The sequence below is a fragment of the Rhizobium sp. BT03 genome (assembly GCF_030053155.1).
GTDB lineage: Bacteria > Pseudomonadota > Alphaproteobacteria > Rhizobiales > Rhizobiaceae > Rhizobium.
In genome coordinates this window covers 1693301-1714786 of sequence record NZ_CP125640.1, presented here as the reverse complement: position 1 = coordinate 1714786, position 21486 = coordinate 1693301, and the positions used below count along the sequence as shown (strand labels likewise).

At 62.7% G+C, this 21486-nt stretch carries 16 protein-coding genes; 13 read left to right on the top strand and 3 right to left on the bottom strand.

What is annotated here, in order from left to right; translation table 11 throughout:
* Positions 1 to 87 precede the first annotated feature (87 nt).
* A complete protein-coding gene (locus QMO80_RS08485) occupies positions 88 to 1104 on the bottom strand; it encodes a polyprenyl synthetase family protein (RefSeq protein WP_049735978.1) in 1017 nt (338 codons plus the stop codon).
* 108 nt (positions 1105 to 1212) lie between these two features.
* Between QMO80_RS08485 and QMO80_RS08480 the strand changes: the two genes are divergently transcribed.
* Both QMO80_RS08480 and QMO80_RS08475 read left to right on the top strand, forming a co-directional pair.
* A complete protein-coding gene (locus tag QMO80_RS08480; RefSeq protein ID WP_003569978.1) occupies positions 1213 to 1440 on the top strand; it encodes a DUF2007 domain-containing protein in 228 nt (75 codons plus the stop codon).
* 7 nt (positions 1441 to 1447) lie between these two features.
* Positions 1448 to 2245: a tRNA1(Val) (adenine(37)-N6)-methyltransferase gene (locus QMO80_RS08475; protein WP_283199668.1), complete on the top strand. Its 798-nt coding sequence runs from the start codon at positions 1448 to 1450 to the stop codon at positions 2243 to 2245.
* On the opposite strand, the gene QMO80_RS08470 is transcribed toward QMO80_RS08475, so the two are convergent.
* Positions 2235 to 3575 (bottom strand): Nramp family divalent metal transporter, encoded by a 1341-nt coding sequence (locus QMO80_RS08470; protein WP_283199667.1) that lies wholly within the window; start codon positions 3573 to 3575, stop codon positions 2235 to 2237. The genes QMO80_RS08475 and QMO80_RS08470 overlap by 11 nt on opposite strands.
* A 182-nt stretch (positions 3576 to 3757) precedes the next feature.
* Between QMO80_RS08470 and QMO80_RS08465 the strand changes: the two genes are divergently transcribed.
* The 10 genes from QMO80_RS08465 to QMO80_RS08420 all read left to right on the top strand — a co-directional run bounded on the left by QMO80_RS08465 (position 3758) and on the right by QMO80_RS08420 (position 16138).
* Entirely contained in the window at positions 3758 to 4618 is an 861-nt protein-coding gene (locus tag QMO80_RS08465) for a S49 family peptidase (protein WP_283199666.1), read from the top strand.
* Positions 4619 to 4636: 18 nt separating this feature from the next.
* A complete protein-coding gene (locus tag QMO80_RS08460) occupies positions 4637 to 4828 on the top strand; it encodes a hypothetical protein (RefSeq protein ID WP_003584596.1) in 192 nt (63 codons plus the stop codon).
* Positions 4829 to 5104: 276 nt separating this feature from the next.
* Positions 5105 to 6061 carry a glycine--tRNA ligase subunit alpha gene (locus QMO80_RS08455; RefSeq protein ID WP_283199665.1) on the top strand — a complete coding sequence of 319 codons (957 nt, stop codon included), beginning with the start codon at positions 5105 to 5107 and terminating at the stop codon, positions 6059 to 6061.
* 162 nt (positions 6062 to 6223) lie between these two features.
* On the top strand, positions 6224 to 7972 hold the full coding sequence (locus QMO80_RS08450; RefSeq protein ID WP_283200144.1) for a DUF2207 domain-containing protein: 1749 nt from the start codon (positions 6224 to 6226) through the stop codon (positions 7970 to 7972).
* A gap of 107 nt (positions 7973 to 8079) precedes the next feature.
* Positions 8080 to 8631: a LemA family protein gene (locus tag QMO80_RS08445; protein WP_283199664.1), complete on the top strand. Its 552-nt coding sequence runs from the start codon at positions 8080 to 8082 to the stop codon at positions 8629 to 8631.
* 89 nt (positions 8632 to 8720) lie between these two features.
* Positions 8721 to 9983: a 3-phosphoshikimate 1-carboxyvinyltransferase gene (gene aroA / locus QMO80_RS08440; RefSeq protein ID WP_283199663.1), complete on the top strand. Its 1263-nt coding sequence runs from the start codon at positions 8721 to 8723 to the stop codon at positions 9981 to 9983.
* Between the two features lie 36 nt (positions 9984 to 10019).
* Positions 10020 to 11954, top strand: coding sequence for a DUF2207 domain-containing protein (locus QMO80_RS08435; RefSeq protein ID WP_283199662.1), 1935 nt, complete (start codon positions 10020 to 10022; stop codon positions 11952 to 11954).
* 65 nt (positions 11955 to 12019) lie between these two features.
* Complete coding sequence (purD, locus tag QMO80_RS08430) at positions 12020 to 13303, top strand: phosphoribosylamine--glycine ligase (protein ID WP_283199661.1); 1284 nt, start codon at positions 12020 to 12022, stop codon at positions 13301 to 13303.
* 195 nt (positions 13304 to 13498) lie between these two features.
* Positions 13499 to 13960: a plant virulence effector HPE1-like domain-containing protein gene (locus QMO80_RS08425; RefSeq protein ID WP_283199660.1), complete on the top strand. Its 462-nt coding sequence runs from the start codon at positions 13499 to 13501 to the stop codon at positions 13958 to 13960.
* A gap of 360 nt (positions 13961 to 14320) precedes the next feature.
* Positions 14321 to 16138, top strand: coding sequence for a methyl-accepting chemotaxis protein (locus tag QMO80_RS08420; RefSeq protein WP_283199659.1), 1818 nt, complete (start codon positions 14321 to 14323; stop codon positions 16136 to 16138).
* Between the two features lie 381 nt (positions 16139 to 16519).
* On the opposite strand, the gene glyS is transcribed toward QMO80_RS08420, so the two are convergent.
* Entirely contained in the window at positions 16520 to 18634 is a 2115-nt protein-coding gene (gene glyS / locus QMO80_RS08415) for a glycine--tRNA ligase subunit beta (protein WP_283199658.1), read from the bottom strand.
* Positions 18635 to 19067: 433 nt separating this feature from the next.
* Between glyS and QMO80_RS08410 the strand changes: the two genes are divergently transcribed.
* Positions 19068 to 21374 (top strand): Tex family protein, encoded by a 2307-nt coding sequence (locus QMO80_RS08410; RefSeq protein WP_283199657.1) that lies wholly within the window; start codon positions 19068 to 19070, stop codon positions 21372 to 21374.
* Positions 21375 to 21486 lie beyond the last annotated feature (112 nt).

The window sequence follows — 21486 nt, the reverse complement described above, 5'->3', positions numbered from 1 at the left end:
AAATCAGTTGTGCTCACTGATTCACAACAGGATGGCTTTTTTGAAGCGGCGCCGCAAGAAATTCAGCCTGCGATCAAGGACGTTTGATCAATTGACGCGCTCGATGCAGAAGTCGATCACTTCCATCAGGGAGGATTTCCATACCGTATCGGGAAGCGGCGCAAGCGCGTCCCTTGCGATCGTGCCGTAATGGACGGCCCGGCCGATCGTGTCGGCGAGTGTCCCGTATTTGGTGATCAGTCCCAGCGCTTTTTCGAGGTTGGCGTCGGTGCTGTTGCCGGCTTCGATCGCATCGCGCCAGAAGGCGCGCTCGTCCTCGGTGCCGCGGCGATAGGCGAGAATGACCGGCAGAGTGATCTTGCCCTCGCGGAAATCGTCGCCGACATTCTTGCCGAGATCGGCCGCCTTGCCGCCGTAGTCGAGCGCGTCGTCGACGAGCTGGAAGGCGAGCCCCAGATTCATGCCGTAGGATTTCAGCGCGTTGCGGCCGGATTTGCCTGCCTCGGCGACGATCGGCCCGACTTCGGCGGCGGCGGCAAAGAGGGCCGCCGTCTTGGCGCGGATGACGGAAAGATAATCGTCCTCGGTCGTCTCCATGTTCTTGGCGACGGAAAGCTGCAGCACTTCGCCTTCGGCAATGATGCAGGCGGCGGAAGACAGGACGTCGAGCGCATCGAGCGAGCCGACATCGACCATCATGCGGAAGGCCTGGCCGAGCAGGAAGTCGCCGACCAGCACGCTTGCCTGGTTGCCCCAAATCATCCGCGCCGTCGATTTGCCGCGGCGCAGGTCGCTTTCGTCGACGACATCGTCATGCAGCAGCGTTGCGGTGTGCATGAACTCGACCGAGGTGGCGAGCTTGACGTGGTTTTCGCCCCGGTAGTCGAACAGCGAGGCGGACGCCAGCGTCAGCATCGGCCGCAGCCGCTTGCCGCCCGAGGAGATCAGATGGTTCGCCACTTCGGGGATCATCTGCACGTCGGAGCCGGCCTTGGACAGAATGAGCTGGTTCACCCGCTCCATATCCGCCCTGGTGAGATCGACCAATGGCTTGATGGATGCCAGTTTGTTTTTGCTTTCTTCAAGCGGTATGACCACGCCCAACGACCCGGACTCCTGTTCATTCTTTGCATCTGACAATAGAAAGGGGCGATGGACGCGGCAAGGGGTGAATTGTCGCGCAGGGCGAAATTGGAAGGAAAACGACGGCAAATGCATGAACTTATCCGCGCCAACGACCCCGTTCTGCTGTCCTTTGCCGAGAGCTTGATGAAGGATGCCGGAATTCACTGCTTCATTGCCGATCAGGGCATGAGCGTGCTGGAAGGTTCGCTCGGCATGCTGCCGCGCCGTCTGCTGGTGGATGAGGAGATGGCCGATCAGGCGCGCCGCATCCTGATCGACGCCGGTCTCGGCGGCGAATTGCGCGACAGGACGTGAGCAGGCGATGACCGGCGAGCCTGCCCAAACCATCGATGCCTTCCATCGCGGCGCCTTCCATCTGGTGCAGCCGAAGGGCAGGGGCCATCGTGCCGGCATGGACGCGATGCTGCTTGCCGCCCTCGTCGCCGACGACCGGCCGGTCAGGGTCGCCGATCTCGGCGCCGGCGCCGGTGCGGCCGGCCTTGCCGTCGCCTCGCGGCTTGCCGATGCTGAGGTGGTGCTCTTCGAGCGTTCGGCCGAAATGGCCGATTATGCCCGCCGCAGCATCCTCCTGCCCGAAAATGCCCATCTTGCCGCCCGCGTCAGCGTCGTCGAGGCCGATGTGACGCTGACGGCCAAGGCGCGCAACGATGCCGGCCTCCTCGATGAGAGCTTCCACCACGTCATCATGAACCCGCCCTTCAACCACGCCGGTGACCGGCGCACGCCGGATGCGCTGAAGGCCGAAGCCCATGCGATGACCGACGGCCTATTCGAACGCTGGATCCGCACGGCGGGCGCGATCATGATCCCAGGCGGGCAGTTGTCGCTGATCGCCAGACCCGAATCGATCGCCGAGATCGTTACTGCCTGCGGACGGCGCTTCGGCGGCATCGAAATCACCGCCATCCATCCGCGCCCCGGCGAAAACGCCGTGCGGATCCTGGTGACTGGTATCAAGGGCTCGCGGGCGCGGCTGTCGCTGCGCGCGGCCCTCATCATGCACGAAGAGGGGAGCCACAAGTTCTCCCCTCTCGTCGACGATTTCAACAATGGCCGGGCCGCCTATGCCCGGCTTCGATCCTTAGCAGCTAGCCGGTGACGAAGTCGAGAAGCAGCTTGACGTTCAGCCCGGCGATGACGACCGCGATGACATAGGCGATGCCGCTCAGCCAGCGCGGTGCTACGAGTTCGCCCATCTTGGCCTTGCTGGCAGTGAACATCACGAGCGGGAAGACGGCGAAGGAAAGCTGCAGGCTGAGCACCACCTGCGTGAGGATCAAAAGCTGCGCCGTGCCCTGGTCGCCATACCAGATGGTGACGATTGCCGCCGGGACGATGGCGATCGCCCGGGTGATCAGCCGGCGCATCCATGGCGGCAGCCTGATCTTGAGGAAGCCTTCCATGACGATCTGGCCGGCAAGTGTTGCCGTCACCGTCGAGTTGAGGCCGCAGCACAGAAGCGCGATGCCGAACAGCGTCGGCGCGATGGCGAGGCCCAGCAGTGGCGACAGCAGTGAATGGGCCTCGCCGAGTTCGACGACATCGGTCTTGCCATGCGCATTGAAGGCGGCCGCCGCCAGGATCAGGATCGAAGCGTTGATCAGCAGCGCGAAACACAGCGCCACCGTCGAGTCGATCGTCGCATAGGTCAGCGCCTCCTTCTTTTCGGGAATGGTATGGCCATAGGCCCGCGTCTGGACGATGCCGGAATGAAGGTAGAGATTGTGCGGCATGACGGTCGCGCCGAGAATGCCGAGCGCCAGATAGAGCATCTCCGGATTGGTGACGATCTCGGTCGTCGGGAAGAAGCCGGTGACGACGGCGCCCCATTGCGGGTCGGCCAGCAGGATCTGCACGCCGAAGCAGATCGCAATGACGCCGAGCAGGGCGATGATGAAGGCCTCCACCCAGCGGAAGCCGAGCTTCTGCAGGAAGAGAATGACGAAGACGTCGAGCGCTGTGATCAGCACGCCGAGTTCGAGCGGGATGCCCATCAAGAGGTTGAGGCCGATCGCCGTGCCGATCACCTCGGCAATGTCGGTGGCGATGATGGCGATCTCGGCAAAAGCCCAGAGCGGCACCGAAACCCATTTCGGAAAGGCGTCGCGGCAAGCCTGCGCGAGGTCGCGGCCCGACGCGATCGCCAGACGGGCGCAGAGCGATTGCAGCACGATCGCCATCAGGTTGGAAAGCAGCGCGACGGTCAGCAGCGCATAACCGAACTTCGAGCCGCCGGCGAGCGAAGTCGCCCAGTTGCCGGGGTCCATGTAGCCGACCGCGACCATATAGCCCGGCCCGGCGAAAGCCGCCGCCCGCCGCCATCTGGAACTGTGACGCCCGGTTCCGACGGTGCGGTAGACATCCGATAGCGACGCCTCGCCGCGTTCGTGCCGCCAGCCGCGTGTTGCATTCGGATTCAGGGCGTCCATGCGATTTCCACCTGTTTATCTCGATTGCACTATGCCGGATTAGAATGATAATGCAAGTCATTCGCAACAAGAAAATCAATCCGATGTTTTCGAGAACGCGGCCATTGCGTTTGTCGTTCCAGCGCATACATGGATGCCGATCGCGGATTGACGATCGTGCGACCCGAAGCGAAGGATTGGAAATGGCCGGATTGTTGAGAAAGCTGCTGCCGAAACGGTTCCGCAAGGACGGCATCACCATCCCGGTCGTCCGGCTGCAGGGCGCGATCGTCAGCGGCGGCGGCCCGTTTCGGCCGGCCCTCAATCTCGCCAATATCGCTCCGGTTCTGGAAAAGGCCTTCGCCGTCAAGGACGCGCCGGCGGTCGCCATCTCGATCAATTCGCCGGGCGGCTCGCCCGTCCAGTCCCGCCTGATCTTCACCCGCATTCGCGAGCTCGCCCGCGAGAAGCAGAAGAAGGTGCTGGTCTTCGTCGAGGACGTCGCCGCCTCAGGCGGTTATATGATTGCGCTCGCCGGCGACGAGATCATTGCCGATGCCACGTCGATCGTCGGCTCGATCGGCGTCGTCTCCGGCGGTTTCGGTTTTCCCGAACTCCTGAAAAAGATCGGCGTCGAGCGCCGTGTTTATACCGCCGGCGAAAACAAGGTGATCCTCGATCCGTTCCAGCCGGAAAAGGAAAAGGACATCGAGTACCTGAAGAGCCTGCAGCTCGAAATCCACCAGGTCTTCATCTCGATGGTGCGCGAGCGCCGCGCCGGCAAGCTGAGGGACGATGCGGCGGTCTTCTCGGGCCTGTTCTGGAGCGGCACCCGCGGCCTCGAGCTCGGCCTCGTCGACGGCCTCGGCGACATGCGTCAGGAATTGAAGCGGCGCTACGGCCAGAAGACCAAGCTGGAGCTCGTCACCGCCGGCCGCGGCCTGTTCGGCCGCAGAATTCCGGGTGTGTCGCCGGTTTCGTTCGAAGGGGCAGCATCGGGTCTTGCGACAGGGCTTGTCGAAGCGGCCGAAGAAAGAGCATTGTGGAGCCGTTTCGGGCTTTGAGGAAGGCGGAAGAGGGGAATGGCGCAGCTTATCACGATCCTGGTCCTGGTCTTCTCGGCCTGGTGGCTCTACCGCCGCTTCGTCTCCGATGCCCGCAAGCTCGCCGAAAAATCCCGCCGCGCCGAAAAGGAACGCCAGACCGGCGCGATCGGCACGCTGGTCAAGGATCCCGTGACCGGGGAATACCGGCTGAAGCGGGATGAGGAATAGGTCTCGGTTCCGCTTGCCACGCGTTCGGCGCGGCCCCTCATCCGCCTGCCGGCACCTTCTCCCCGCATGCGGGGAGAAGGTGGTGTGCCGCACGCTCTCCGTTCTACGCCAACCTCTCGTATGGCAAGTCCCCTCTCCCCGTCCTTACGGGGAGAGGGTTAGGGTGAGGGGCAGAGGCTCTCTCCACACAGCGCCCCCACTCTCGCAAAACCCTTGACCCCTGCCGCCCTCCATGGCACCTGTCGCGCCGATCTATCAAGCCAGCGGTGCCATCCCATGTCAGCCATCCCAGACCATATGAACCCGACGCGCTCGTTCCAGGCGCTGATCCTGACCCTGCATAGCTACTGGGCGGACAAGGGTTGCGCGGTGCTGCAGCCCTACGACATGGAAGTCGGTGCCGGCACCTTCCACCCGGCCACCACGCTGCGCGCCCTCGGGCCGAAGCCGTGGAAGGCAGCCTATGTGCAGCCGTCGCGGCGCCCGTCCGACGGCCGCTATGGCGAAAACCCGAACCGCCTGCAGCATTATTACCAGTACCAGGTCATCCTGAAGCCGAACCCGCCCAACCTGCAGGAGCTTTATCTCAGTTCGCTGGCGGCGATCGGCCTCGATCCGCTGCTGCACGACATCCGTTTCGTCGAGGACGACTGGGAAAGCCCGACGCTCGGCGCCTGGGGCCTTGGCTGGGAATGCTGGTGCGACGGCATGGAAGTCTCGCAATTCACCTATTTCCAGCAGGTCTGCGGCATCGAATGCGCGCCGGTCGCCGGCGAACTGACCTATGGCCTTGAACGCCTCGCCATGTATGTCCAGGGCGTCGACAATGTCTACGACCTGAACTTCAACGGCCGCGAGGGCGACGAGAAGATCAGATATGGCGACGTCTTCCTGCAGGCCGAGCAGGAATATTCGCGCCACAATTTCGAATTCGCCAATACCGAGATGCTGCATCGCCACTTCGTCGATGCCGAGAAGGAATGCCGGGCGCTGCTCGATGCCGGCGCGCCTGCCGACAACGCCAACCAGCGCCTGCACAAATGCGTCTTCCCGGCCTATGACCAATGCATCAAGGCCAGCCACGTCTTCAATCTGCTGGATGCCCGCGGCGTCATCTCGGTCACCGAGCGCCAGAGCTATATCCTGCGGGTGCGCACGCTCGCCAAGGCCTGCGGCGAAGCCTTCCTGCTGACCGACGCCGGCGGCGTCAATCTCTCGAAAGAGGCGGCGTAAAAGCCGCCTCGAAAAATTTCGCTGCTTCCGAGACCATGCTTCTTTTGCGTGAACCGCTCGACCACTATCTTATCGCCGTTTCGATCAGGTATAGATTCGGTCTGTCTTTTGAAGAGCGGTATTCTTTATTTTAAAATCGCGTTTGAAAACCGCGCAGCCAGGATGCTGCGCTTTTTCTCGTGGCTTGTCTCATGCGCAATTCTTGTCCTGCTGACATCATGCAGCGATTTTGACAACGAGTTCACAGTCCAGTCGGCAAACACCACGATCGAAGTCTCCACTGACGGCACCGCCTTCGTGTCCGAAAGTTTCGACATCCTGGTCAAGAGGGCGGCAAATTACGGCGGCGTTTATGTTGATATCCCTCAACGTTTCACCGATGCGTCAGGTGGTGCTCACTGGCGAGATTTCAAACTGGCCGCAGCCCGGCGTGACGGAGACGACGAATACTATTTCCGGGAAAATAATGTGCCGGGCCACTCGATTTATATCGGAGCGGAGCACTGCAAAGGCTGCTCTGCAGATCTGCCCACCGGCCTTACAAAGATCCAGATCGCTTATTGGCTCGGGCGCCTCGTTCGTCAGGAGGGCGACCGCGAGGTTCTCTTCCTGCCGGCCTATATGGGCCGCGTGCACGGCCAGGGAGCGAAAAAAACGCTTACCTTGAGGCTGCCGCCGGGCGGAACGGTACGGCCCGCGCAACAGAATCGGGCGGCGGCCTATGACGTCAGGCGCAGCACACCGAATGAGATCTTGGTGTCTATTCCAGCAGGTAAAGGGGATCGTGTCCTGCCTGATATCGAGATTGACTATCCCGCAGGGACCTTTGTGACCCTAACGAGCGGCAAGCGGGTACAGTGGTGGCTTTCCGATCACTTTCTCCCATTCCTAAGTATTTTAGGGCCGCTGATCGTCGGTCTGGTCGTTATCCTCAAATTTCGACCGTCATGGCTTGTGCCTGCACCATTGATAACCGTCGACACCAAAGTGACGGAAAGCATATCTCCCGCTCTGGCAGCCTATTTGTTTCGAGACTGGAAAGCAGATGCGGCAAAAGCGGCTTTCATGGCGTCTGTCTGCCATCTCGCAGTCAAGCGGACGCTTCGCATTTCCAGCCTGGGTGAGGATGCCGAGGCCTCGGACTTATTGCCAAAGCAAGACCGAAGGAAGGGCAAGGCGGGTCGCGCCAAATGGTATGATCTTCCAGCTGCGACGCGCTTGGTATTCGGCGGCATTGCAAAGGAACCGTATGTCGGCGATCGGCGCAGAGTTAAAAATGCCCGGCCTGATGTGAGAGATGAATTGCACAGAACAATCACTGAGGAATATCAGAAGATCAGAGGCATAGATCGGTGGAGCTTGGCGGCTGCAGCCTCCATTTTGGCTCTCGGCATTGCCGTCGCCTCTTTCTCGGGCCTTTTTCTTTTTTCCGCGGCCATCTCAGGGTTATTGCTCACTGTTTTTCTCGTGGTTGCGATGTTCCGCCATCCAGAGCGGTTTCCGGTGGCCACCGGCACCTTCGAACAGTTCAAACAGGCGATGAGTTTGATAGTGGGTCTTCCGATGATGGTCATTGTTGCACTTGTCTATATCGGCACGACTGAGGTGATCAGCGAGCAGTGGCCATATCTAATGGCGATCTTGCTGCACATTGTCGGCGTGATCGCCGTCTTGGCGATGCTGCGCATACCGACGGCGAAGCAGCGGCAGATCCGCAATAACATGTTCGTTTTGAACCGTTATTTGCGCGGCGAGATAGATGGCCCTGCAATGTCGGCCGAATGCTACGAGCATTATCTGCCTTTCGCCATTGCGCTCGACATCGAACATCGTTGGACTGAACGCTTCAATCTCTGGCGAGAAAGCCAGAAAATGGATGCTTATGCTCCTGATTGGCTGATAACCCCTTAAGGGTATTCATCGAAGTCTCGCCGAAGCTGCAAAGACTTGTTTCGCCAAGATGACTTTGTCATGCCGAATCACTAACGTGCAATCATCAAATCGGGGAGCCCATCTGCATGTATGTGATACTCGCTATCATCGTCGTCATCGCACTCTACATCGTCTTCATCTACAACGGCCTGGTTCGCTCCCGGCAGATGGCTGAAGAAGCCTGGTCGGGCATCGATGTACAGTTGAAGCGCCGCGCCGATCTGATCCCGAACCTGATCGAGACGGTCAAGGGTTATGCCGCCCATGAGAAGTCGACGCTCGAAGAGGTGGTTGCGCTCCGCAACAAGGCGCAGGCGGTGCCATCAGGCGATGTCGCCGGTAGGGCGCAGGCGGAAGGGCTGCTCGGCCAGGCGCTCGGCCGGGTCATCGCGCTCGCCGAAGCCTATCCCGATCTCAAGGCCAACCAGAATTTCGCCGAGCTGCAGGCCTCGCTCGAAACCATGGAAGGCGAGCTGCAGATGGCGCGGCGTTATTACAATGGTGCGGCCCGCGACCTGAACGTCAAGGTCGAAAGCTTCCCCTCTAATCTCGTCGCCGGCCAGTTCGGTTTTGCCAAGCGGGACTATTTCGAAATCACCAACGAGGCCGATCGCGCCGTTCCCAGCGTGAAATTCTGACGATCCGGCATTTTGCCTTTGCAAGAAAGCGATTAAGAGCAAAGGCAGATAGCGGCCGATAAGGCTTGCCCCATGGACGGAAGAACAGCATGACACCCACAGCCAAACTCACGATCATCCCGCCGGGCGGGCCGCTTTCGGGCCGCGCCATGCCGCCGGGGTCCAAGTCGATCACCAATCGGGCGCTGCTACTCGCCGGCCTTGCCAAGGGCACGAGCCGGCTGACCGGGGCGCTGAAGAGCGACGATACGCGCTATATGGCCGATGCGTTGCGCGCCATGGGCGTTTCGATCGACGAACCCGACGACACAACCTTCGTCGTCACCGGCAGCGGCAGGCTCCAGCCGCCGAAGGCGCCGCTCTTCCTCGGCAATGCCGGCACGGCGACGCGCTTCCTGACGGCGGCCGCCGCCTTGGTCGATGGCACGGTGATCGTCGATGGCGACGAACATATGCGCAAGCGCCCGATCGGCCCGCTGGTCGAGGCAATGCGCACGCTCGGCGTCGACGCGACATCGGAAACCGGCTGCCCGCCGGTCACCGTCAAAGGCACCGGCCGCTTCCAGGCCGACCGCATCCGCATCGATGGCGGCCTCTCCAGCCAGTATGTCTCGGCGCTGCTGATGATGGCGGCCGGCGGCGACCGGCCGGTCGATATCGAACTCGTCGGCGAGGATATCGGCGCGCTCGGTTATATCGATCTGACCACGGCGGCGATGAAGGCCTTCGGCGCCAAGGTCGAAAAGACCAGCCCCGTCACCTGGCGCGTCGAGCCGACCGGCTACAGCGCCGCCGACTTCATCGTTGAGCCCGATGCTTCGGCTGCGACCTATCTCTGGGCCGCCGAAGTGCTGACCGGCGGCGCGATCGATCTCGGTGTTCCCGCCGACGCCTTTTCGCAACCGGATGCCCGCGCCTACGACATGATTGCCCGTTTTCCGCAGCTGCCCGCCGAAATCGACGGTTCGCAGATGCAGGATGCGGTTCCGACGCTGGCCGTGCTCGCCGCCTTCAACGAGACGCCGGTCCGCTTCGTCGGCATCGCCAATCTGCGCGTCAAGGAATGCGACCGCATCCGGGCGCTTTCCTCCGGCCTCAACCGCATCCTTCCCGGCCTTGCCCGTGAAGAGGGCGACGATCTGATCGTAAGGTCCGATCCGGCCCTTGCGGGAAAACGCCTGCCGGCCGAGATCGACAGCTTCGCCGATCATCGCATCGCCATGAGCTTCGCGCTTGCCGGGTTGAAGATCGACGGCATCACCATTCTCGATCCCGATTGTGTCGGCAAGACCTTCCCCGCCTATTGGCGGACGCTCGCCGCCCTCGGCGTGACCTATCGGGACAAGGATTGACTAGAAGCAGCCGAGGCTGCCGGCGGGGAGACAGGGATGGGTCGTCGGTTTTTCGGGTTTTGTTTTGCACTGCTGCTGATGCTCGCCGCTCCGGCGGCCTTTGCCGCCGAGGTGATCGACAGCTTCGCCTCCGCCATCACGCTCGAAAAGAGCGGCGCGATGACGGTGACGGAAACGATCACCGTCAATGCCGAGGGCAATCGGATCAATCACGGCATCTTCCGGGATTTCCCGCTCTATTTCACCGATGCCGGGGGCCATCGCCGCAGCGTCGATTTCGACATGGTGGCGGTCATCCGCGACGGCGCAGACGAGCCCTGGCACACGGAATCGATTGACGGCGGCATCCGCATCTATGCCGGCTCCGCCGAGGTGACGGTAACGCCGGGCCGCCACCGCTATGTCTTCACCTACAAGACAAATCGTCAGATCCGCTATTTCGACGATCATGACGAACTCTATTGGAACGTCACCGGCAACGGCTGGATCTTCCCGATCCGCTCGGCGACGGCAACGGTGCAGCTGCCGCCCGGTGTCACTGCCACCGAGACGACCTTTTTCACCGGTCGGCAGGGGGCGACGGGAAAGAATGCCCGCGTCAGCGAAGCCGGGGCCGGCCTCGTCTTTTCCACCACCGCGCCGCTCGATGCCAACGAAGGGCTGACCTTTGCGATCCGCATGCCGAAGGGGTCGATCGATCCGCCGAGCGCCGATATGGAAAGCACCTGGTGGCTGAAGGACAACCGCAATTATTTCATCGGCTTCGGCGGCCTGATCCTGGTCTTCGCCTATTATCTCAGATCATGGCTGAAGGTCGGCCGCGATCCCGCCCGCGGCGTCGTCGTGCCGCGCTGGGACGCGCCCGAGGGCATCTCGCCGGCGCTGGTCAACTACATCGACAATAAGGGCTTCTCCGGCGGGGGCTGGACGGCGCTTTCCGCCACGGCGCTCAATCTGGCGGTCCGTGGTTACGTCAAACTCGAAGACCTGAAGAATTCGATCGTCATCCGCGGCAGCGGCAAAGCGCTCGGCAAGGAGAAATTCCAGGCCGGCGAGATCGAGCTGCTGAGGGTCGCCGGCGGCGAAGGCAGAACGCTGACGATCGACAAGGCCAATGGCGAGCGGGTGAAATCCGTCGGCCAGTCCTTCCGTTCGGCGATCGAGAAGGAACACCGCGGCAAATATTACAATGCCAACCTCGGCTATACCATAGGCGGCATCGCGCTCAGCGCCGCCGCCCTGGTGACGCTGTTCGTCTTTGGGTCGCTGGAGCCGGACACGATCGCGCTGATACTGATCCCAACCGCCATCTCGGTCTTCGTTGCGGTTTTCGTTGCCGGCTTCGTCCGGTCGCTGCATCGCGGCAGTTCGCTGTTCGGCAAGATCATTGCCATCATCGCTGCGGCGATCGGCGTTTTCGTCGGCATCGGCATCCTGTCGGCGATGGTCCTGGCGCTGGCCTCCTCGCTGGTGAAGCTGCACGAAACGCCGATGCTCTTTGCCGTCGGCGGTATCGTGCTGCTCAACATCCTGTATTTCTTCATCATGGGCGCACCGACGCCGCTCGGCGCCAGGATGATGGACGGTATAGACGGCCTGCGCCAATATCTGACACTGGCCGAGAAAGACCGGATGAACACGGCTGGTGCACCTGAGATGTCGCCGCAGCATTTCGAGACGCTGCTGCCCTACGCGGTGGCGCTCGGCGTCGAAAAACCCTGGTCGCGCACCTTCGAAACCTGGCTTGCGGCCGCTGCCGCCGGTGCCGCCGCGGCCTATGCGCCGGCCTGGTATTCCGGCGATTTCAACAGCGGCAGCTTTTCCGACCGTGTCGGCGGCTTCTCCTCGTCGATGGCCTCGACCATCGCTTCGACCATTCCCTCGCCGCCGCCGTCGAGTTCATCCTCCGGTTTTTCCGGCGGCGGCTCGTCCGGCGGGGGCGGCGGCGGCGGGGGAGGCGGGGGCTGGTAAGCTTTCCCGCTTGACCTTTCGGCCCTTGGCCCTTAACCGCCAGAGGCAAAAGGAAAGGGTGGCGCATGAAGGTTCTGTTGATCGGATCGGGCGGACGCGAGCATGCGCTCGCCTGGAAGCTGGCGCAATCGCCGTTGCTGAGCGAATTCTATGCCGCACCCGGCAATCCCGGCATTGGCGAACACGCCGTCCTCGTGCCCATCAATACCGAGGATCATGAAGCGGTCGCCGCTTTCTGCAAGGAGAAGGCGATCGATTTCGTCGTCGTCGGCCCGGAAGCGCCGCTGGTCGCCGGCCTTGCCGACCGCTTGCGCGCCGATGGCCTGACGGTCTTCGGTCCCTCCGCCGCTGCCGCCCAGCTCGAGGGCTCCAAGGGCTTCACCAAGGATATCTGCGCCCGCTACGGCATTCCCACAGGCGCCTATCAGCGCTTCAACAATGCGCCGAAGGCCAAAGCCTATATTCGCGATCAGGGCGCGCCGATCGTCGTCAAGGCCGACGGGCTTGCCGCCGGCAAGGGCGTGACGGTGGCGATGACGCTGGATGAAGCCTTGGCCGCGGTCGACGACTGCTTCGAGGGCGCCTTTGGCGCCGCCGGCGCCGAAGTCGTCGTCGAAGCCTATCTCGACGGCGAGGAGGCGAGTTTCTTCTGCCTCTGCGACGGGAAGAACGCGCTGCCGCTCGCAACCGCCCAGGATCACAAACGGGTGGGCGAGGGCGATACCGGCGTCAACACCGGCGGCATGGGCGCCTATTCGCCGGCGCCGGTCATGACCGCCGAAATGGTCGAGCGCACCATGAAGGAAATCATCGAGCCGACGATCCGCGGCATGGCCGAGAGCGGTCATCCCTTCTCCGGCGTGTTCTTCGCCGGGCTGATGATTACGGAGAAGGGGCCGGAACTCATCGAATACAATGTCCGCTTCGGCGATCCCGAATGCCAGGTGATGATGATGCGGCTGAAGAGCGATCTGCTGCCGCTGCTGCTGGCCACCGCCAACGGCACGCTCGACCAGGTGAGCGCCGAATGGAGCGACGATCCGGCCCTCACCGTCGTCATGGCCTCGAAGGGCTATCCCGCCGCCTATGAAAAGAACACGCCGATCCTCTCGCTGCCTGAGGCAGGCGAGGGTGAGAAGGTGTTTCATGCCGGCACGGGTTTGAAGGATGGCGCACTGGTTGCGACCGGCGGCCGCGTGCTGAACGTCACCGCGTCAGGCGGCACGGTCGCCGAGGCCAAGGACCGCGCCTATGCGCTGCTCGACAGGGTGACGTGGGAAAACGGCTTCTCCAGGCGCGACATCGGCTGGCGGGCGATCGAGCGCGAAACGGCCGCAGGCACTGCATAATTCCTTAAATCGGAATCGATTTAAGGACAAAATTATGCAGCATTCAGAGTGCTACAGCGTCCTTTGCGCGTCTGAAAAGACGCGCGGCGCTGTAGAGTATAAATTGCCGCGTTCTTTAAAATTTTACCTTTTCCCCTGACGGGATGGAAACAAAGCTGCGCTATACCGCTCCTACGGTAAGACGGAGGTGCGTTGATGCGTCAGATTTTCCTCGGTGCGGCAATCCTGCTGATGGCAGGGTCGGCAATGGCATCCTCGATCGAGGTGGTCGGCAAGACCGCGCCGCGGACTGACGGCAGCATCGTCACCGAACGCTGTGCCGATTGCCCGCCGCTCCAGGCCGAACTCGTCAAGAAGGATTATACGGTGCCGGAGTTGAAGCCCGGCGTCCTCCAGGCGAGCGAAGTCCGCGATGTCGGCGGCGAAAAGAAGATCTATCGCACCGAAGGCTGGATGGGCGGCTCGCCCGTCGTCTTCGTCAGCAAGGCGACCCCGGAAGCAATGATCGCCGCCACGCCTTCAGCCCCTTCCGCGGATGGCATCGATATGAGCGCGACCACCGCGGCCGTCATCGGCGGCGATGCCAAGCCTGTTGTGGCCGGCATGGCGGAACAACCGGCAGCGCTGAACGTTTCCGAATTCGAGCTGCGTTTCTGAAACAATTCCCGTTTTGCGTCCGGCTTGAAGACAAAGTTCCCTGCCCCCGCCTGATCAAGGTTTCGATCGTTTGGGGTTCCACCACCGGTGGACCGAATGCACCCTCGATGAGCAGCGAGGGTGCATTCACGTTTTGACGGCAGGTAAAATCGAATGCAATTTTACCCCTGGATTTTTAGGGAAAGCCCCGTCGAGAACAGCTAAATTAAAGATTTCTTATGGGGTGAGCGTTAATGGTTACTTACCCGGTCGCAGCATGTTGTTTTTAGCAGCGGTAGACGCGTCGTCTTGTTTGGCGCGCTCGCACAGGCGGTAGAAGACCGCGCCGGAATGCACCCACCATTCCCGTTGCGAGGCGTCATGAAAAATCTGAAAATATCGAAGCAGCTTGTATTGCTGGTCGTCGGCCTGATGATCGCCTTTGCGGTCGCCACCTCCCTGCAGATCCGCTCCTCGGTCGATGCGATCTACAAGGAGCGTTATGACATGCTCCGCGCCGAGGTTCAGTCGGCCGTCTCCGTTCTCAAGCTTTACCAGGCCAAGGTCACCGCGGGCGAAATGACTCTGGAGGATGCCCAGAAGCAGGCCTATGCCACCGTCAACGGAATGAAATACGATCCGGACGGCTATTTCTTCGGCTATAGCTACGATGTCCAGATGATGTTTCACTACGACGCCGCGAAAGTCGGGCAGAACCTGAAGGGGCAGGCGGACAGCAAGGGCAAGCTCTATCGCGAAGAACTGGTCAAGCTCGGCCAGCAGGGCGGCGGTCTCGTCGAATTTTATTCCACCAGCAAACCGGGCCAGCCGGCCGGCGATTACCGCAAAACGGCCTATGGGCAGGCCTTCGACCCCTGGAAAGTCGTCGTCGTCACCGGCGTCTACATGGACGATCTCGATGCGCAGATAGACAGCACGATCCTGACCGCGCTCTCCGGCAGCATCGTTCTGTTCTTCCTTGCCATGGCGGCCGCCTACGTCGTCATCCGCGGCATATCGGGGCCTCTCAACAACGTCCACGCCGCGCTGAAGGCTGTCGCCGAAGAGGACGTTTCCATTGCCATCCCGCATACGACCATGAACAATGAAGTCGGCATGATGGCGAAAGCCACGCAGTCGCTGCAGGAAAAGATCCGCGAACGCCATCAGATGTCCGATCGCGAGGCGGCCCAGCAGCTGGCGCTGGAAAACGAGCGCGAAAACAATCAGCGCCAGCAGCAGGACGAGACAGCCCTGCAGGCCCGTGTGGTGGCGACGATCGGCCAGGCGCTGGAGATGATCGCCCGCGGCGACCTCACCGTGCGCTGCGCCGATCTCGGCCAGAAATATGCCGCCCTGCGCGACAACTTCAACGATGCATTGTCGCATCTCGAAGCCGCCATGGCCAAGGTCAGCGCCAAGGGCAGCGATATCGGCACCAGCAAGGAAGAGATCCGCCGCGCCTCCAACGAGCTGTCGCAGCGCACCGAGCGCCAGGCCGCGAGCCTGGAGGAAACTTCCGCCGCACTCGACGAACTCACCGTCGCCGTCCGCCAGACGGCTGATGGCGCCCATGAGGCGAGCAAGCGCGTCCACTCCGTCAGCACCGAGGCCACCCACAGCGATGCGATCGTCGGCCAGGCGATCGAAGCGATGAGCGGCATCGAGAAGTCGTCGTCGGAGATCACCAAGATCATCGGCGTCATCGACGAGATCGCCTTCCAGACCAACCTGCTGGCGCTGAATGCCGGCGTCGAGGCGGCCCGCGCCGGCGAATCCGGCAAGGGGTTTGCGGTCGTCGCCCAGGAGGTGCGCGAGCTTGCCCAGCGCTCCGCCGCTGCCGCCAAGGAGATCAAGGACCAGATCGCCCGCTCCTCCAGCCAGGTCGACCATGGCGTCCGCCTGGTCGGCGAGGCCGGCGAGGCGCTGAAGCGCATCTCCGACCAGATCAAGGCCGCCAACGAAATCGTCGCCAAGATCGCCCACAGCGCCTCGGAACAGGACACGACGCTGCGCTCGATCTCATCGTCGATGAACCAGCTCGACGCTGCCACCCAGCAGAACGCCGCCATGGCCGAGGAAACCACGGCATCGGCCGAAACGCTCGCCAGCGACACCGACGAACTGATCGACCTCATCCGCGGCTTCCGCGTCAGCGGCGCTGCCCCGGCCACGCATCAGGGTCGCCGCGCTGCTTAAACGGCGCGGGGATGACAGGCATTCGTATGCAACAACACGGCCGTCGGTTCTCCGGCGGCCGTGTTGTTTTGAAAGGCGACCCCAGCCAAAAGTCATGCGGAGCGCGTGCGGCATGGATACTCGGGTCAAGCCCGAGTATGACGGAGAGTGGGGCGCGCGATCGGCAGGAGGCGAGACGCCTGGATCGATTCCAGCAAAATGCGTAGGCGGCTTTGCGTGGGGATCGCGTAAAATAATAGGCGGCAATTTCTACAAAATCACCACGCGCTTGCAGCCCTTGCCACAGAGGCTTCCCCACCCTCCGTCGTCCTCGGGCTTGACCCGAGGACCCACGGCCGCAAGCGCTGCGTCACCCTCAAGCACCCAGCCGAAACCCGGCTCTCACCCCGAAATCTTCGAGAAATCCGCCACCGTTCCCGTCGCTTCGCGGATCAGCCGCAGCAAAGCGAGGCGGTTGGCGCGGATGGCGGCGTCTTCGTCGTTGACGAGCACGTCTTCGAAGAAGCGGTCGACCGGGCCGCGCAGCTTGGAGAGCGCTTCCATCGCCGAGCGGAAATCTTCTCCGGCGACAGCCTCCGCAGCATCCTTCGAGGCGCTTGAGATGGCGGCAAACAGCTCCTTCTCGGCGTCGAGCTTCAGGAGTGCCGGCGAAACGCCGTCGGCGATGACCGTGCCCTTCTTTTCCTCGGCGGCGAGCAGCTGCGTTGCGCGCTTGGTGCCGGCAAGCAGGTTCTTGCCGTCCTCGGAGGTGATGAAGGCCGTCAGCGCTTCGACGCGGCGCGCCACCATCAGCAGGTCGTCGGCATCCGGCGTCAGCACAGCGTCGATCAGATCGTGGCGAGCGCCCTGATCGCGCAGATAGACCTTGAGACGGTCGTGGAAGAAGGAGAGCAGATCGCCATCCCTGGTGGTCGCCAGAAGCGGCAGGCGGACCCTTCGCTCCAGCAGGATCCGGACGACGCCGAGGGCTGCCCGCCGCAGCGCAAACGGGTCCTTGGAGCCGGTCGGCTTTTCGTCGATCGCCCAGAAGCCTGTCAGCGTATCCAGCTTGTCGGCAAGCGCCAGCGTGATCGCCACCTTGTCCTCCGGCACCCGGTCGGACGGGCCCTGCGGCTTGTAGTGGTCCTCGACCGCTGCGGCGACAGAGGCGTTTTCACCCTGCAGCGCCGCATATTTGCGGCCCATCAAGCCCTGCAGCTCCGGGAATTCGCCGACCGCTTCGGTGCGCAGATCGGCCTTGGCGAGCACGGCGGCACGATCGGTGAGGGCCGCATCCGCGCCGGTGGTCCTTGCCAGTTCCTCCGCCAGCACGCGGATGCGGGCGACGCGTGCGCCCTGCGTGCCGAGCTTGGCATGGAAGGTCACGTCGAGCGCATCGAGCTTGGCCATACGCTGGTCGAGCGGTTTCTGCAGGTCGAGGCCGAATTTTGCGGCCGACGCCGTCAGCGTCTCCAGATCCGGCAGGTCGCCCTGATCGCGCTTCCAGAAATGCAGCGCGTCCGAAAGCCGGGCCCGCACCACCTTGCCGTTGCCGTGGACGATTTCCTTGCCGCCGTCATGCGCCTGGATGTTGGAGACGAGGATGAACCGGTTCGACAGCGTGTCCTCGCCCTGCTTGCGCGTGACGAAGCACTTCTGATTGGTTTTGATGGTCAGCCGGATGATCTCGGAGGGGATCGACAGGTAATCCTCCTCGAAGGACCCCATCAGCACCTGCGGCCATTCGACGAGGCCGGAGACTTCCTCCAGCAGGCCCTCGTCTTCGACAAGCTCCAGCCCGTTGGCGAAGGCGATGTCGCGGGCGTCATGCAGGATGATGTCCTTGCGCCGCTCGGCATCGAGGATGACCTTTGCCTTTTCCAGGCTCGCGGCATAATCGTCGAACCGGCGGACGGTGATCGCCTCGGGCGCATGGAAGCGATGGCCGTAGGTGACGTTTGAGGCGGTGATGCCGTCGATCTCGAAGGGGATGACGACGGTTTCCTCATGCTCGGGCCCGAAGGTGCAGACGATCGACTGCAGCGGCCGCACCCAGCGCAGCGCCCCCGGCGCGGAGGAGGCCTTGCCCCAGCGCATCGACTTCGGCCAGGGAAAATCGCGGATGATGCCGGGCATTACCTCGGCGACGATTTCTTCGGCCGCGCGGCCGGGCTTCGAAATGACCGCGACGTAGAAATCGCCCTTCTTCGGATCGCTGACCACCTGCGCCTCGGAAACCGACGAAAGGCCGGCGCCGCGCAGAAAACCTTCGATCGCCTTCTCGTTGGCGTCGGTGCGCGGCCCCTTGCGCTCCTCGCGCACATCGGCCGAGCGCGCCGTCAGGCCATGAATGTCGAGCGCCAGCCGCCGCGGCGTCCAATATTCGCGCGCGCCTTCATAGGACAGACCCGCTTCGACAAGCGCATCGGTGACGAGCTTCTTCAGGTCGCCGGCAGCCTTGCGCTGCATGCGGGCCGGAATCTCTTCGGAGCGGAGTTCGAGAAGAAGGTTTGGCATGTCACTCTTTTCCTTGCGCCCGCGGGCAGGGCGATCCAAAACGTTGCTTCTGCTATCAAAGAATGCCGCATCTGCACAACCGCAAAAACGGAAGAGGGCGATGGGGTGGGGCGACCTGGCAGGCGTGTTGCCGCATGGCCCCCTCATCTGCCTGCCGGCATCTTCTCCCCGCTGGGGAGAAGGGGAATCGTGGCAACGTCTCTTTTCCTAGAAACGTCTGCAGTGGAAAGAGAGGCAAGCGCTTGCTCCCCTTTTCTCCCCAGCGGGGAGAAGGTGGCCCGTCGGGTCGGATGAGGGGGCCACGCGGCACAATGGCGATGATCCTCCATCCTTCAACTTCCGCTGTGAAAACCACAGTCGGGCATTGCCTTGCCGCTTTTCGCCGCTATGGTCCCGCAACTTTCGTCGAAACAGGAAATCCCCAGGAAACCCTATGGCCGCTGACCTCCGTTTTCTCGCAGCCCGCATCTCGGCCGAAATCAATGCCCGGCCCGAACAGGCCAAAGCCGCCATCGAGCTGCTCGACGAAGGCGCCACCGTGCCTTTCATCGCCCGCTACCGCAAGGAAGTGACGGGCGGGCTTGATGATACGCAGCTGCGCAATCTGGCCGAACGGCTGGTCTATCTGCGTGAACTCGAAGCCCGGCGCGCCGCGATCGTCGAATCGATCACCGGCCAGGGCAAGATGACCGACGAGCTGATGGGCAAAGTGGCCGGCGCCGAAACCAAGGCCGAGCTCGAAGACCTTTATCTGCCCTATAAGCCGAAGCGGCGCACCCGCGCTGAAATTGCCCGCGAACGCGGCCTCGGCCCGCTTGCCGAGGCGATCCTTGCCGAGCGCATCAGGGAGCCGGCGGTGCTCGCCGAAGGCTTCATCACCGCTGATGTCGTCGATGTGAAGACGGCGCTCGAAGGCGCGCGTGACATTATCGCCGAAGGCATTGCCGAAAATGCCGACCTGCTCGGCAGATTGCGCGCCCATATGCGCCAGGCGTCGCTGCTGAAAGCCAAGGTCGTCGACGGCAAACAGGCGGCGGGCGAAAAATTTTCAGATTATTTCGACCATTCCGAACGCTGGGCGAGTGCCCCCGGCCACCGCGCGCTCGCCATGCTGCGCGGCTGGAACGAGGAGGTGCTGACGCTGACGATCGAGGCCGACGCCGAGACCGCCTCGCCGAACAAGCCGGTCGAACGCATGATCGCCACGGCCTATGAGATCGGGACAAGCCGCCCCGGCGACCGCTGGCTGATGGAGGTCGCCAGCTGGACCTGGCGCGTCAAGCTTTCCATGTCGCTATCGCTCGACCTGATGCGGGAGCTGCGCGAAAGGGCGGAAGAGGAGGCGATCCATGTCTTTGCCCGCAATCTCAAGGACCTGCTGCTCGCCGCACCCGCCGGCTCGCGCGCCACGATGGGCCTCGACCCCGGCATCCGCACCGGCGTCAAGGTCGCCGTCGTCGACGGCACCGGCAAGGTGGTGGCGACATCGACGGTCTATCCCTTCCAGCCGCGGAACGACGTGCGCGGCGCGCAGGTCGAGGTCGCCTCGCTGATCCGCAAGCACAATGTCGAGCTGATTTCGATCGGCAACGGCACCGGCAGCCGCGAGACCGAAAAGCTGGTGGCCGACATGCTGGCCGAACTGCCGGCGCCGAAGCCCACCAAGGTCATCGTCTCGGAAGCCGGCGCCTCGGTCTATTCCGCTTCGGCAACCGCAGCGGCCGAGTTTCCCGATCTCGACGTGTCGCTGCGCGGCGCCGTCTCGATTGCGCGGCGTCTGCAGGATCCGCTCGCCGAACTCGTCAAGATCGAGCCGAAGTCGATCGGCGTCGGCCAGTATCAGCACGACGTCGACCAGCAGAAGCTGTCGCGTTCGCTCGATGCGGTGGTCGAAGACGCGGTGAATGCCGTCGGCGTCGATCTCAACACGGCGTCGGCGCCGCTGCTCGCCCGTGTCTCCGGCCTTGGGCCCTCGATCGCCGACGCCATCGTCCGCCACCGCGACAGCGAGGGCCGTTTCGAGACGCGCCGTGATCTGTTGAAGGTCGCCCGGCTCGGCGGCCGCACCTTCGAGCAATGCGCCGGCTTCCTGCGCATCCCGAACGGCAAGGAGCCGCTCGATGCCTCCTCGGTCCACCCCGAAGCCTATGGCGTCGCCAAGAAGATCGTCGCCGCCTGCGGCCGGGATCTGCGCGCGCTGATGGGCGACAGCGCCATGCTGAAATCGGTCGATCCGCGCCAGTTTATCGACGAGAAATTCGGTCTGCCGACCGTCAGGGACATCATCTCGGAACTGGAAAAGCCCGGCCGCGATCCGCGCCCGAGCTTCAAGACCGCGACATTCGCCGAGGGCGTCAACGAAATTTCCGACCTCAAGCCCGGCATGATGCTGGAGGGCACGGTGACCAACGTCGCCGCCTTCGGCGCCTTCGTCGATATCGGCGTGCACCAGGATGGCCTAGTGCATGTGTCGCAGCTGGCCGATCGCTTCGTCAAGGATCCGCATGAGGTCGTGAAGGCCGGCGATGTCGTCAAGGTGCGGGTCGTCGAGGTCGACGCCAAGCGCAAGCGCATCGCTCTGTCGATGAAGCGCGACGACGGTTCTGCCGCACCGCCGCGTGGTGATTCTCACGGAAACCAGGGCTCACGGCCGCAGAACGAGCGCCGGCCGACTGCTCCCAAGCCGGAGAGTCAGGGTGCCTTCGGCGCCGCCCTTGCCGAAGCCATGAAGCGAAAATAAGGGTTTAGCCGCCATATCGGCAAAAATGCAACAATTTGGCAGCGTTATTTCGAGAGTGCTAAATCCGGCGCTTGTAAGGCGAAAGAGATCGCCTAAGTTGATGTGACCATCC

What these genes read in the sequence shown, in the direction of transcription:
- QMO80_RS08465 (WP_283199666.1), top strand. Translation starts at nt 3,758, where the DNA reads ATGGCCGGATTGTTGAGAAAGCTGCTGCCGAAACGGTTCCGCAAGGAC.
- QMO80_RS08425 (WP_283199660.1), top strand. Translation starts at nt 13,499, where the DNA reads ATGCGTCAGATTTTCCTCGGTGCGGCAATCCTGCTGATGGCAGGGTCG.
- QMO80_RS08480 (WP_003569978.1), top strand. Translation starts at nt 1,213, where the DNA reads ATGCATGAACTTATCCGCGCCAACGACCCCGTTCTGCTGTCCTTTGCC.
- QMO80_RS08470 (WP_283199667.1), bottom strand. Translation starts at nt 3,575, where the DNA reads ATGGACGCCCTGAATCCGAATGCAACACGCGGCTGGCGGCACGAACGC.
- QMO80_RS08475 (WP_283199668.1), top strand. Translation starts at nt 1,448, where the DNA reads ATGACCGGCGAGCCTGCCCAAACCATCGATGCCTTCCATCGCGGCGCC.
- QMO80_RS08455 (WP_283199665.1), top strand. Translation starts at nt 5,105, where the DNA reads ATGTCAGCCATCCCAGACCATATGAACCCGACGCGCTCGTTCCAGGCG.
- QMO80_RS08450 (WP_283200144.1), top strand. Translation starts at nt 6,224, where the DNA reads ATGCTGCGCTTTTTCTCGTGGCTTGTCTCATGCGCAATTCTTGTCCTG.
- aroA (WP_283199663.1), top strand. Translation starts at nt 8,721, where the DNA reads ATGACACCCACAGCCAAACTCACGATCATCCCGCCGGGCGGGCCGCTT.
- purD (WP_283199661.1), top strand. Translation starts at nt 12,020, where the DNA reads ATGAAGGTTCTGTTGATCGGATCGGGCGGACGCGAGCATGCGCTCGCC.
- QMO80_RS08420 (WP_283199659.1), top strand. Translation starts at nt 14,321, where the DNA reads ATGAAAAATCTGAAAATATCGAAGCAGCTTGTATTGCTGGTCGTCGGC.
- QMO80_RS08410 (WP_283199657.1), top strand. Translation starts at nt 19,068, where the DNA reads ATGGCCGCTGACCTCCGTTTTCTCGCAGCCCGCATCTCGGCCGAAATC.
- QMO80_RS08435 (WP_283199662.1), top strand. Translation starts at nt 10,020, where the DNA reads ATGGGTCGTCGGTTTTTCGGGTTTTGTTTTGCACTGCTGCTGATGCTC.
- QMO80_RS08460 (WP_003584596.1), top strand. Translation starts at nt 4,637, where the DNA reads ATGGCGCAGCTTATCACGATCCTGGTCCTGGTCTTCTCGGCCTGGTGG.
- glyS (WP_283199658.1), bottom strand. Translation starts at nt 18,634, where the DNA reads ATGCCAAACCTTCTTCTCGAACTCCGCTCCGAAGAGATTCCGGCCCGC.
- QMO80_RS08445 (WP_283199664.1), top strand. Translation starts at nt 8,080, where the DNA reads ATGTATGTGATACTCGCTATCATCGTCGTCATCGCACTCTACATCGTC.